Origin of the sequence: Paenibacillus sp. FSL R5-0912, from assembly GCF_000758605.1 — a bacterium.
Classification (GTDB): Bacteria; Bacillota; Bacilli; order Paenibacillales; family Paenibacillaceae; genus Paenibacillus_AQ.
This window is the reverse complement of the sequence record NZ_CP009282.1, coordinates 5,074,414-5,087,423: the sequence shown is the minus strand read 5'-3', so window position 1 is coordinate 5,087,423 and position 13,010 is coordinate 5,074,414. Positions and strand designations below refer to the sequence as shown.

Sequence of the window (13,010 nt, the reverse complement as noted above, 5' to 3'; positions counted from 1 at the left end):
TAGAAGTGCACAAGCTCTTTTTCATAATGTTCATATACTTTAGTAGAACATGAGAAGGAGTGATACAGCATGGTTAAAACGCTTTTGGATTATAATGCATCGGTAGTTACACCGATTACTAACGGGGTTTCCATTCCGGTTCCGATTTCTCCGGCTGGCGTGCAGATTGCAGGAACGTCGGTTTATATCGATCCGGCGGTTCCTGCCCATTTCCCGAATAAGGTAGAGCTCAAAGCAACAATCGGCGTAAACGTTACGCTGGATACCCCGAATATCCTGGTGCGCATCTGGCGTGCAGGCTTCGAAATCTTTTATGCACGGGCAGAGTACGAGGATTTCTTCAATGACGACGGCATTATCTCGTTGCATATGGTAGATATCAACGTTCCGGCTGGTGTCCAGAACTATCAGCTGATTGTTGAGAATCAGGATGCCAATTCTACGGCTGTTGTGGTTGGACCTGTTATTTTCAGCGCAATGGCCATTGGAGGCTAAGCCGGCAGCCATTATAGATGCTGATGCCGAATGAAACCTACGAACAAACAAGGTGTCCAGAGCCGATGTAGGCTGCTGAGACACCTTTTTATTTCGCTCATTTGCTTTACTCTTCAATGTTATCTTTTATCACATTCCGGTTAAAACTTATATTTTTATTTAAATTTGCGTTATATATATTGACACGGGGCTGGGCGGATCGTATTATTACCCTAATAAATATCTTTTTTTTGATCTTTTTAAAGGTCTAAGGTTTGAACCATATAACATTAGTGCTGATGAAATGGAGTGTGAATGAATGCAGCTTCAATTTCCATTGCAATTCGAGAAAGTGAACTCCAAAAAGGTAAGTGATTTTATCCTCGAACAATTAGAGGAGGCTATTATTCTGAAGGAGCTGCTCTCTGAGGAGCAGCTGCCAACGGAGAGGGAGCTTGCGACAATCTTTAATGCCAGCCGGCTGGCAGTACGTGAAGCGCTCGGGCAGCTTGAAGCCAATGGGCTGATTGAGAAGCGTGTGGGTGCCAAAGGCGGAACCTTTGTCCTCCCGGTTACGATGAACTCCCACCGCCGCACGAAAAAAGAAATTGAGCGGGAATGGGACAAGATGCTCAAGGTATTCGAGTTCCGAATGCTGATTGAACCGGAGGCAGCCTTTCTTGCAGCCGGACGGATTACACCGGAGGAATTGGAACAGCTTCAGGAGCTTTTGGATATGAGCAGAGCTGAGGATTGTCCACGGGAATTGTTCCGGGCGCTGGATGTGAAGTTCCATCTGAATATCGCGAAGTCTTCCAATAATCTGTATTTTGAAAAAGCGGTTCGCCAGATCCGGACGCAGATTAATCCTGCACTCGATCTGATGCCGTATAACCATGAAATCCGCTCAGTAAACTGTGAGAATCATAGCCTTCTGCTTGAAGCTATTCAGGCCAGGGATGCCGGGCTGTCCAAAGAAATTATGCGTCAGCACATTGCCAAATCGGCGGAAGCTATTTATACAAGGGTTTTTGACGGAGGAGAGAGGGGGTAGCGCGAGCAATGTCCATGGATCATATTCTGAGCCTGGCACAAGAGCTGGGCAGCCGGCTTACCGGCTGGCGGCGCGATTTACACCGGCATCCCGAACTGGGGTACCAGGAAACGCGGACAGCAGCAATAGTAACAGAGCATTTGAGGAATCTTGGGCTTGAAATCACCACACAGGTTGGCGGTACAGGTGTTGTCGGACTGCTGCGGGGAGAACAGGATGGGCCGACCATTGCCCTTCGGGCAGATATGGATGCTCTGCCGATTCAAGACCTCAAGGAAACCGAATACCGCTCACAAAATGCGGGTGTGGCCCACTTATGCGGACACGATGCGCATACCAGCATGCTGATGGGCGCTGCAGAGCTGCTTACCGGTCTGGGGAAGCCGCAGCATGGGAATATTAAATTTATCTTTCAGCCGGCGGAAGAAGGACTGGCGGGTGCCAAAGCGATGATTGACGACGGGGTGCTTGAGAACCCCAAGGTCGATGCCATTGCCGGCATTCACATGTTCCCGGGTCTGGACACAGGCACCTTAGGCGTTTCCAAGGGGGTAGCCTTTGCTTCGACGGACAGTCTTAAGCTCAAGATCATCGGCAAGGGAGGACATGCCGCCCGTCCGCAAGAAGGGATAGATGCAATAGCTGTATCCGCCCAAGTAATCTCGGCGCTCCAAAACATTCCGAGCCGGATGGTGGATCCGCTGGAACCGGTCGTAATTACCATCGGCACAATCAGCGGCGGCTACATGGGGGCAGCTCTGGCCCCGGAAGTCGAGATGGTAGGGACGGTGCGTACGTTGTCCGCAGGCGTTCGTTCGCAATTGCCGAGCCTTATTGAGCAAGTGGTTTCCGGAGTGTGCAGCTCCTTTGGAGCGGGCTACGAGCTGAGCTATGGCGAAGGCTATCCGATCGTGCTGAACGATGAGGATATGGTAGATCTGATGACAGAGACCAGTGAGCAGCTGCTGGGCAGAAAGGTATGGAATTACATTAAGCCATCCACAGGCGGCGAAGATTTTGCCTTTTATTGCGAACAGGTTCCTGGAGTATTCTTCCGACTGGGGTCCGGGAATGCTGACGAGAGCACACGTTACCCGCTGCACCATCCGAAGTTTGACCTTGATGAAACGGCCCTTCCGGACGGGGTTGCGATGTTGTCGGCGATCGCCTTGAATTTTGTGAACCGAACCTAGAACAGATACGAGGAGTGGAAGAGATGACAAAGCGTAAATGGACTTCAGGCTTGTTAACGTTTCTGGTAGCGGCAGTGGTGTTATCCGGCTGCGGAGGTAACAATGCGACTGGCGGGAATACGGCACAGAGCGCGGCACCTGCAGCAGGCAGCAATACTGCAGAACAGGGCAGTAAAGTGCTGACGATTGCTAATATCACCGATATTGAGAGCTTTGATCCGCACAACAACAACAATACGGTCAGTGAATCGGTGCTGGTCAATGTGTTCGACTACCTGCTCAAGAATGACAGCGAACAGAAGAAGGTGCCTGGACTGGCCACCTCCTGGGAGCAGGTGGATGATACCACCTGGCGTTTCCACTTGCGTGAAGGCGTGACCTTTCATAACGGAGATCCGTTTACGGCCGCAGACGTGAAATATACGATTGAACGTGTAGCCAAGGACAGTGCGCTCAAGCAGAACTCATATTTTAAAAACATTGTTGAAGTAAAGGCAGTTGATGATCTGACCGTCGACATTATTACTACCGGGCCGGACCCGCTGCTCCTGAACCGTCTCTCGAAGATGGGCGCAGGCATTCTGCCTTCCAAGTATATTGAAGAGAACGGCATTGATGCCTTTCTGAAACAGCCGGTAGGTACAGGTCCTTACAAGTTCAGCAAATGGACAAAGGATGATCGTGTAGAGCTGGTGAAGAACGATAATTATTTCGATGGGGCGCCAAAATGGGATGAAGTTGTGTTCCGTTCCATTCCGGAAGCTTCTACCCGTGTCTCTGAACTGCTCGCCGGAGGAATCGACATTGCTGCCGGAATTCCATCTACCGATGTAGCCCGTGTGGAAGATGCTGATCGTAAACAAATTGTTAAAGCGCCTATCCAGCGGGTACTGCAGTTGATCCTTCGTCAGACTGAAGGCAGCCCAACCGCCGATCCGAAAGTTAGAGAAGCAATTGATCTGTCGATTGACAAGCAAGGGATTGTAGACAGTATTGCCGGCGGAGCCGGTATTGTCACCCGTACCTCTGTAACTCCAGGTAACTTCGGAGCGGATGCCTCTCTCTACAAGCAAAGTTTGTATGATCAGGCCAAAGCCAAGGAATTGTTGAAGGAAGCCGGTTATGCTGAGGGCAGTCCGGAGCTGACGATCTCCGTATCCTCGCAGTACAAAGAGTACTCCGAAGTCGTGGCCGCCATGCTGGAGCAGACAGGATTCAAGGTCAATCTGGATGTGCTGGAGCCGAGTGCATTCAGCGAGCGTTACAGCTCGAAGTCCTTTAAAGAAATCTTCATGATCGGGATCGGCAACTCCCTGTTCGATGCCTCCAACAACTACAACCGTTTCCTGGCGGAAGAGGCGAAGGGTGAGACGGATTACAATAATCCGGAAGTCGAGAAGCTCCTGCAGCAAGCACTGGTGAACATGGACCCCGCCTCGCGTGAAGAAGAATACAAGCAGGTGCAGCAGATTCTGGCGGATGACCGCCCAGCTGTATATTTGTTCCAGATGGAAGGAATCTACGGGACTAATGACCGTGTGACCTTCACACCGAGAAGCGACGAAATGTTCTTCGCAGAGGAAATCACGCCTGCTAATGAATAGATGCGATAAGAGCGGCGGGAACCTGGACTTCAGGTTCCTGCAGTTCTTTCATGAAGAAGTCAAGCTTGGCTGAGGCTGGAGGTGAATCAACTTGCTAAAATATATCGTCAAATCTCTGCTGCAGGTCATCCCGACCTTACTGATAGTCTCTCTGATCGTGTTCGTGCTGGTCCGGGTTACAGGTGATCCCGTAGCGCTGATGCTGCCGGAGACGGCAACTGCCGCGGACCGGGCGGCATTGACCCAGGCGCTCGGGCTGGATCAGCCGCTCGCGGCCCAATACATCAAATTCCTGGGCAGTGCACTGCAAGGGGATTTCGGCAATTCGTTCCGCTATGGGGAATCCGCGCTGCCGCTTGTCCTTGAGCGGCTGCCGGCCAGCTTCGAGCTGGCTGCCGCTGCGATGCTGTTCGCTGTTCTGATGGCGATCCCGCTCGGTATAGCTTCTGCGGTGAAGCGCAATACGTTCACCGATCTGATGATTTCCGGGGTCTCGGTTATTGGCAAGGCGATGCCGAACTTCTGGATGGGCATCATGCTGATTCTGCTGTTCTCGGTTATTCTCGGGGTACTGCCGGTATCCGGGCGGGGAGGATTTACCCATCTGGTGCTGCCTGCGTTCACACTGGGCGTGGGGCTCGCGGCACAGATGACCCGGCTGATCCGTTCGAGCATGCTGGACATTCTGAACCAGGACTACATCCGCACCGCGCGCAGCAAGGGTATACAGGAGCTGCTGGTTGTAGGCAAGCATGCTTTTCGCAATGGAATGATTCCTGTGGTGACGATTATGAGCCTGCAGTTCACCAGCCTGATCGGCGGAACCTTGATTACAGAGACGGTATTCGCCTGGCCGGGCCTTGGACAGCTGCTGGTCGTTGCAGTGAATACGCATGATATGGCGATAGTACAGGCAGCTGTTTTTGTGATTGCTTTTATTGTGGTAGTTACGAATATTCTGACCGATGTAGCCTACCGTCTGCTCGATCCGCGGATTAAATACAACTAGAAGGGAGGAATGTGCTATGACAGGGTCTACTCTGAGTGGATCACTGGATGGAGCCATCGACGGGCTCGTTGCAGAAGGTAAGCCGTCCGGGTTCGGACTGGGCTGGAAAAGGCTGCTGCGCAGCAAGACCGGAACCTTCGGCGCTGTTCTGGTGCTGCTCGTTACACTGACAGCGCTGCTTGCACCGCTGCTCGCCGGGCAGGACCCGGCTGCGATTGACCCGCTTAACCGGCTGAAGCCGCCGATGTGGATGGATGGCGGCTCTGCAGCCCACTGGCTGGGCACAGATAATCTCGGCCGGGATATGTGGAGCCGGATCGTCTATGGTTCGCGCGTCTCGCTGATCGTAGGCATCGGGGCTGTACTCGTCTCAGGGCTGATCGGCGCGGCACTCGGCTTGCTGTCAGGCTTCTACGGTAAATGGGTGGATGCGGTGATTATGCGGGTAGCTGACTCTTTTATGGCTATTCCGACAATTCTGTTCATGCTCGTTGTGCTGGCTGTAGTCGGTCCCGGACTGACTACGCTGATCTTCGTCATCGGGGTGACAAATTGGGTGTCCTACACCCGTGTCGTGCGCGGAGAGGTGCTTAGCATCAAAGAACGGGACTTCGTCAAAGCGGCGAGATCGGTAGGGGCGAAGAACGGGCGGATCGTGCTTAAGCATATTTTGCCCAATATTCTCTCTTCGTTCATTGTCCTCTCCGGGATGAATGTGGCGACGACCATTATTATGGAAGCCTCTCTAAGCTTTCTGGGGCTCGGCATCAAGCCTCCGGCTGTCTCCTGGGGCGGCATGCTGAGTGACGGCAGACAATATATAGCAACAAGCTGGTGGGTTGCAACATTTCCGGGGATAGCGATTACCATAACCGTGCTCGGTGTTATTTTTCTGGGCGACTGGCTTCGTGATGTGCTGGACCCGCATATGAAGGCGAAAGGATAAGGGGGAATCGGACATGACCCATTTGCTGGAGGTTCGCGGCTTACAAACTTATTTTCAAACTGAAGGAGGGCTGCTCCCTTCGGTGGACGGCGTCAGCTTCTCGGTGGACCGCGGGGAAACCCTGGCGATTGTCGGGGAATCGGGCAGCGGTAAGAGTGTGACCTCCATGTCCATTATGGGGCTGGTGGCTTCACCGGGACGAATAGTGGGTGGAGAGATTTCTTTTGAAGGCAGGGATCTGCTGAAGCTGTCCCGGAGTGAGATGCGGAGGCTGCGGGGCAACGACATCTCTATTATTTTTCAAGAGCCCATGACCTCTCTGAACCCTGTATTCACGATTGGCAATCAGATCAGCGAAGTACTGCGCAAGCATCAGGGACTTGGCAAACAGGCAGCAGCACAGAAAAGCATTGAAATGCTGGAAAAGGTCGGCATTTCGAACGGCAGGAAGATTGCACGAAGCTTCCCCCATCAGCTCTCCGGAGGCATGCGACAGCGGGTTATGATTGCCATTGCGCTGGCCTGCCGTCCCAAGCTGCTGATTGCGGATGAGCCGACCACCGCCCTTGATGTGACTATTCAGGCGCAAATTCTTGATTTGATTGAAACCCTTAGTATAGAGGAGAACACCGGAGTTATTCTTATTACACATGATCTTGGTGTTGTGGCTGAAATGGCGGACAAGGTGGCTGTGATGTATGCCGGTGAAATTGTGGAGGAGGCCTCGGTCTTCGAATTGTTTGAGCATCCGAAGCACCCCTATACAATAGGCCTTTTGGGCTCACTGCCCAAGATAAACGAGCAGCGTGAGCGTCTGGATTCCATTCCCGGCTCTGTGCCGAATATGCTTTCCATGCCCTCAGGCTGCCCCTTCCACCCGAGATGTACTTATGCGGATGAGCGCTGCAGACAGATCAAACCCCGGCTTGAGGAGAAAGCGGCGGGACACCGGGTCAGCTGTCTGAAAGCAGAGGAGGTGCACTGATGAGAAGTCACCGGAAAGAGGTACCCTTGCTGGAAGTAAGGGGGCTGAAGAAGTATTATCCAGTCAAGAAGGGCTGGCTGGGAAGAGAGTCAGGCGCGGTTCGTGCTGTAGACGGGCTGGATTTCCATGTATTTCCGGGTGAAACACTGGGAGTAGTTGGAGAGTCGGGCTGCGGTAAATCTACGATGGGCCAGCTCGTTACCAGGCTGCAGGAGCCTACCGAAGGCGAGATTATTTTTGAAGGCAGAGACCTTGCAGCACTGAGCGAAGGTGAGATGAGGCGGGTTCGCCGGGACCTGCAATTTGTGTTCCAGGATCCTTACTCTTCACTCAATCCGCGAATGAAGGTGTTTGACGTAGTTGCAGAACCGCTGATCGTCCACGGTCTGGCGAAGGGAGCAGAATTAAAAAGGGAAGTCTACCGGCTGCTTCGGGCGGTGGGGCTTGACGAGAATCATGCCGCCCGTTACCCGCATGAATTCAGCGGAGGACAACGGCAGAGAATCGGGATAGCCCGTGCGCTTGCGCTGAATCCGAAGCTGATTGTCTGCGACGAGCCGGTATCCGCGCTGGATGTATCCATTCAGGCGCAAATTCTCAATTTACTGAAGGATCTGCAGGAGGAATTCCAGCTAACCTATATCTTTATTGCTCACGGCTTGCCATCCGTCAAGCATATCAGTGACCGGATTGCAGTCATGTATCTGGGACGGATTGTGGAGATTGCCGAGCGTGACGCGCTGTTTGAGCGGCCGGACCACCCGTATACCGAAGCGCTGATGGCTTCGGTTCCGGTCTCCGATCCGAAGCTGCGCAAGAAGCGGACACTGCTGAGCGGCGAGCTGCCGAATCCGGCGAATCCGCCGCGAGGCTGTGCCTTTCATCCGCGCTGCCCGTATGCGACCGGGCTGTGCCGGGAGCAGGCACCGGAGCTGGTGGAGCATCAGGAGGGCCATTATTCGGCTTGCCATTACCCCCTGCATCGAAAGGAGCATGAAGATGCCGCAAACACCAAGTAATTATTTGAAAGAGATGAGCTGGGCCGCCTTCACGGAACGTAAAAATGAAACGGATCTGGCCATCATTCCAGTGGGGGCCATCGAGCCTTACGGCCATCATCTGCCGATGGGCTCTGACACTCTGGTTGCAAGCAGGCTGGCGGAGCGGGTTGCTGCCCGTACCGGCGCTGTCATTGGTCCGGTGCTGGAGGCCGGGGATTCGGCAATGCTGGATGAATTTCCGGGCACGATTACAATTTCTCCCGAGAGCTTCAAGGGCTATCTGAACGATGTCATGAACAGTCTGCTGAAATGGGGATTCAAGGATTTCCTGTTCTTGAACGGCCATGCGGGAAATGTTGGCATTATCAGCCAGATTGCTTATTCGCTCAGGGAACGCACCGGTATCCGCAAAGCACAGATCGATATTTGGCGCTTCATGCAAACCGTGGACCAGGACGTGCTGCAGTCAGGGGCACTGGCCCATTCTCATGCCGGAGAGGCGGGCACCTCAGTAATGCTGGCGCTGTACCCGGAATTGGTTCACATGGAGCTGGCACGCAGCGTACAGCGCAAGTCGCCGGATGCTTTTCCGGAGATTATGAAGTATGGCAAGCTCTCAGACAACAGTGAATGGGGGACGATGGGCAATTCTACGCTCGCAACAGCAGAGAAGGGCCATCATCTCGTAGATCATGCGGTAGACCGGATGGTACGGTTTCTGCATGAGGAGTGGGGAATCAGGGATAACGCACAGCTGGCAGCACTATCAGAAGAATCATGAAGGAGGGACTGCACGATGGCACACCCAGACTGGCGTTTTGACACCTTGGCTGTCCATGGCGGGCACCAGCCGGATGACCTTACCAGAGCTGTCTCACAGCCCATTATTCCAGCTGTGGCGTATGCGTTCCCGGATACGGATACTGCCGCTGAAGTAGTTGCGGGCCAGCGGGAAGGCACGTATTACGGAAGATACGGCAATCCGACAACGCAGACGCTGGAGCGGAAGATGGCCGAGCTGGAGGGCGGAGAGGAATGCATTGGGCTTAGCAGCGGCATGGCGGCAATCTCTGCCGCACTGCTGGCGTATCTACAGGCAGGAGATCATGTTCTGGTCACTAAGGATGTATATGGCGGCACTTATAATTTTGTTACGTTGATGGCCCCGCGTTTTGGAATCACTCATTCATTTGTAGACTGTACTGATCTAGAGGCAGTGTCTGCGGCTGTTCAGCAGAATACGAAGGCAATATTTGTTGAGACACCGTCCAATCCACTGCTGACTGTGCTGGATTTAAGTGCTTTGGCTGATCTGGCTCATTCCCGCGAGCTTCCGCTGATTGTGGACAGCACGTTTATGACGCCATATCTGCAGAAGCCGCTGGAGCTTGGGGCAGATATTGTCGTACACAGCGCAACCAAATATATCAACGGACATGGCGATGTCGTGGCCGGGCTGGTGATTGGCCGCAAGCCGGTTATTGAATTCATCCGCAAGCGCATTACGGGGGATCTGGGACAGAACCTTAACGCATGGGAGTCCTTCCTGATCCTGAGAGGATTGAAAACTATGGGCCTGCGGGTCCGCACTCATTGTGAGAATGCGCAGAGGGTCGCTGAATACTTGCAGGGGCATCCCTTAATCAGCAAGGTCCATTATCCGGGTCTGGCCGGGCATCCGCAGCATCAATTGGCACAAGTGCAGATGAGGGGCATGGGCGGCATTGTCTCCTTTGAGGTGGAAGGGGGAATGGCTGCAGGCAAGAGGTTCATGGACAGCCTGAAGCTGGCGATGATATCCTTCAGCCTTGGTGATCCGGAGACGCTGGTTCAGCATCCGGCCAGTATGACCCACTGTTCCATCCCTGCTGCAGAGCGGCTGAAATTCGGCATTACCGACGGTTTGATCCGCATGTCTGTCGGGCTGGAGGATGCGGAGGATATCATTGCCGATCTGACGCAGGCGCTTGCTGCATTGCAGCCGGATTATAAGTGCAGCAATGTTGTAGGAACTGGTTCCTGAGTTCGCGTTCAATCTAAGGAGGATCTGCTTATGGGAGCAAAACGGGTTGAACCCGAGACTTTGAGGCAATACCGACTGGTCAGTGACCCGGCGGTACATCCAGCCGGTCACATGGCAGCCTACCTGGTAAAGGAGATTCACCCGGTAAACAATGAGTACCGGACCTATATTCGGGGGGTGTCCCTGGATGGAGATTCAGATACGCTCCTAACGGAGGGCGACAAGGACAGCGCTCCGCAGTGGTCTCCGGATGGAAGCCGCCTGGGCTTTATGCGTGATGCCGGGGTTGGACGGCAGGTATGGGCGGTATCTCCCTCGGGCAAAGAGCCAGTACAACTGACAAATGCCAAGCGCGGGGTCCTCAGCTTCTCCTGGTCACCGGACAGCCGGATGATTGCATTTACGGCTAAGGTCAGCAATGACAACCATATAGAATCACTTCCCCCCGAGCAAGCCAAGTCGCTGGAGAACAGCCTTGGCCGAGCTTATGAGCGGACGATTCCGAAGGCTGAAGGCGCGGGCTGGTGGGACGGCTTGTATTCCCATCTATTCCTGCTCTACACCGGCAGCGGCAAGGTTGTCCAACTGACCTCTGGGAAGTATAATGCCGCGCAGCCGGCATGGTCGCCGAATGGCCGGGAGCTTGCTTTTCTGACGAAGATTGTGGACGAGGAGGTGCAGGACCCTGATCTGCTGCCCTTCAATGATCTGTATACGATGGATCTGACCGACATGAGGGTTAGAAAGAGATCATCTTCGACTCTGAATATCAGCCAATTCACTTATTCTCCTGACGGCAGCGCGTTTGCACTTATCGGAGATGACCGCACCTATGGGAGCGGAACCCATAACCGTCTGTATGCTTTGCCCGCTGAAGGAGGCACGCCGGAGGTCTTCCATGCCGAGACGGAAATGCAGCTCGGTAATTTTGTGTTGAATGATGTGAAGTCAGGCATGGCGGCTCCGGGCCCTCTGTATTTGAATGGCGGGACTGATCTGTATGCACTGGGAACTTCACAGGGCGGGGTTCATCTATACCGGTTCGTCCGGAATGAGGCTCCGGTGGCTCTTACAGCTGGTGAGCTGGATATTCATCAGATCTCCGCTGCTGCAGATGGCCCCTATGTGGTGGCTGCCGCCATGGATAAGAGCGGACCTGCAGAGCTGATCCGTGTTGATACCCGGACGGGCGAAGTGTTTGGATTAACGAACATGAATAAGACGCTGATGGGCAAGTTACACGTGATTCTTCCGGAGCCGGTTGCTGCAGATACAGCTGATGGCTATAAGATCCATGGATGGATCATGAAGCCGCAGAAGCTGGCAGAAGGGCAGAAGGTGCCGCTGATTCTGGTCATTCACGGCGGCCCGCATGCCATGTATGCACCAGCCTACAGCCATGAGCTTCAGGTGCTGGCTGCAGAAGGCTATGCGGTATTGTTCGCCAATCCCCGGGGCAGCTTCGGTTACGGTCAGGATTTCGCCAAGGCCTGCCGCGGGGATTTCGGAAATGGCGACTATCAGGACCTGATGGATATCGTGGATGCGGCTGTTGCGAATTATAGCTTCATTGACGAGAATCGGCTGGGCGTAATGGGCGGGAGCTACGGGGGCCTGATGACCAATTGGATAGCTGGACATACCACCCGTTTCCGCGCTGCCGTCTCGCAGCGGGGCATCTCCAACTGGTTATCCTTCTATGGGCTCAGCGACATTGGGATCACCTACACAGAAGGAATTGCCGGCGGCAATCCATGGGACCATGCGGAGCAGCTGTGGTCCAGATCTCCTCTGGCCTATGTGAATCAGGTGAGAATTCCAATGCTGATCATGCATGGGGAGCAGGATCTCCGCTGTCCTGTCGGACAGTCGGACGAATGGTATACCGCACTGAAGCGTCTCGGGAACCCGGCCCGTCTGCTCCGTTATCCCGGCTCAGGCCACATGTTCCTTAAGCTGGGCAAGCCTTCTTACCGTGTACAGGCCCTGCAAGAGGTTAATTCCTGGTTCAAGCAATATTTGACCGGAGGTGATGAGATGAAGCAGAGAATGCAGCTTCCGCTGCCCCTTGCTCTGCTGCTTGAGAACGTCCGGAGCAGCGGAATGCCGGAGCAGACTGTGATTGACAGTTTGAGGACAAAGGATTTTTCAGCTGTGCAGAGCTTACTGGCTGAACCCGGAATGGACACCCGGGAACGCGCACAGCTTGCTGAAGACATGCATGTGGATTGGGAGCAGGCGGTCCGGGAAGGATATGAATTCGGATTCCTGCATACCAATGGACTGAAGAAGCTGCTGAGGTTCCGGTTCCGGCTGATCGAGAATGAGGATTATGTACAGATGGGAGCAAGTCTGAAAGGGCTTGAGCTGACCAGGGAACAGGCGGAGATGCTTCATACCCTAATTTACCGGCAGTGGAATGTGGTAGAAGAAGGACCGGCTGCGGGAGAAGATTCAAGGAATTATACGCTGCAGAGTAAAAGCGAACTTGTATAGTGAAGCAGTCCAGGCAAATGCCTTTACTCGGAATAAACATGAACTAAAAAAGTTATTCTATAACTACAGCCCACATCTTGCTGACAAGGTGCGGGCTTTTTAACGCTTCATGCAGCGTGAATTATATGGAGCTGATTCTAGTGTTATTTGCTAAGCTCCTTTTTTCTGCGCAAAAATGGAATAATTTCCTGCACTTTTGACGAAACTGGAACACAGTACCTGTGA

At 53.5% G+C, this 13,010-nt stretch carries 11 protein-coding genes; all 11 read left to right on the top strand.

From position 1 onward, the window contains the following. Window positions 1-69 precede the first annotated feature (69 nt). The 11 genes from R50912_RS21625 (at window position 70) to R50912_RS21575 (ending at window position 12,785) form a co-directional block, all read left to right on the top strand. Window positions 70-495 carry a hypothetical protein gene (locus R50912_RS21625; protein ID WP_052416594.1) on the top strand — a complete coding sequence of 142 codons (426 nt, stop codon included), beginning with the start codon at window positions 70-72 and terminating at the stop codon, window positions 493-495. Window positions 496-793: 298 nt separating this feature from the next. Further along, window positions 794-1,528 (top strand): FadR/GntR family transcriptional regulator, encoded by a 735-nt coding sequence (locus R50912_RS21620; RefSeq protein ID WP_042237759.1) that lies wholly within the window; start codon window positions 794-796, stop codon window positions 1,526-1,528. An 8-nt stretch (window positions 1,529-1,536) separates the two neighbouring features. Further along, the gene (locus R50912_RS21615) at window positions 1,537-2,721 is read left to right on the top strand and encodes a M20 metallopeptidase family protein (protein ID WP_042237757.1); all 1,185 of its coding nucleotides are present in this window, start codon (window positions 1,537-1,539) and stop codon (window positions 2,719-2,721) included. A 23-nt stretch (window positions 2,722-2,744) separates the two neighbouring features. Beyond that, window positions 2,745-4,325 carry an ABC transporter substrate-binding protein gene (locus tag R50912_RS21610; RefSeq protein WP_042237755.1) on the top strand — a complete coding sequence of 527 codons (1,581 nt, stop codon included), beginning with the start codon at window positions 2,745-2,747 and terminating at the stop codon, window positions 4,323-4,325. A 91-nt stretch (window positions 4,326-4,416) separates the two neighbouring features. Then, entirely contained in the window at window positions 4,417-5,334 is a 918-nt protein-coding gene (locus tag R50912_RS21605; protein WP_042237754.1) for an ABC transporter permease, read from the top strand. 16 nt (window positions 5,335-5,350) lie between these two features. Continuing rightward, entirely contained in the window at window positions 5,351-6,280 is a 930-nt protein-coding gene (locus tag R50912_RS21600; protein ID WP_081956595.1) for an ABC transporter permease, read from the top strand. A gap of 13 nt (window positions 6,281-6,293) precedes the next feature. Then, a complete protein-coding gene (locus R50912_RS21595) occupies window positions 6,294-7,265 on the top strand; it encodes an ABC transporter ATP-binding protein (protein ID WP_042237752.1) in 972 nt (323 codons plus the stop codon). Continuing rightward, complete coding sequence (locus R50912_RS21590) at window positions 7,265-8,284, top strand: ABC transporter ATP-binding protein (protein WP_042237750.1); 1,020 nt, start codon at window positions 7,265-7,267, stop codon at window positions 8,282-8,284. Before R50912_RS21595 ends, R50912_RS21590 begins: the two co-directional genes overlap by 1 nt. Then, a complete protein-coding gene (locus R50912_RS21585; RefSeq protein WP_052416593.1) occupies window positions 8,265-9,047 on the top strand; it encodes a creatininase family protein in 783 nt (260 codons plus the stop codon). Before R50912_RS21590 ends, R50912_RS21585 begins: the two co-directional genes overlap by 20 nt. Before the next feature lie 15 nt (window positions 9,048-9,062). Then, entirely contained in the window at window positions 9,063-10,289 is a 1,227-nt protein-coding gene (locus R50912_RS21580; RefSeq protein ID WP_042237748.1) for a trans-sulfuration enzyme family protein, read from the top strand. Window positions 10,290-10,319: 30 nt separating this feature from the next. Next, window positions 10,320-12,785: a S9 family peptidase gene (locus R50912_RS21575; RefSeq protein WP_063840077.1), complete on the top strand. Its 2,466-nt coding sequence runs from the start codon at window positions 10,320-10,322 to the stop codon at window positions 12,783-12,785. The last annotated feature ends 225 nt before the right edge of the window (window positions 12,786-13,010 follow it).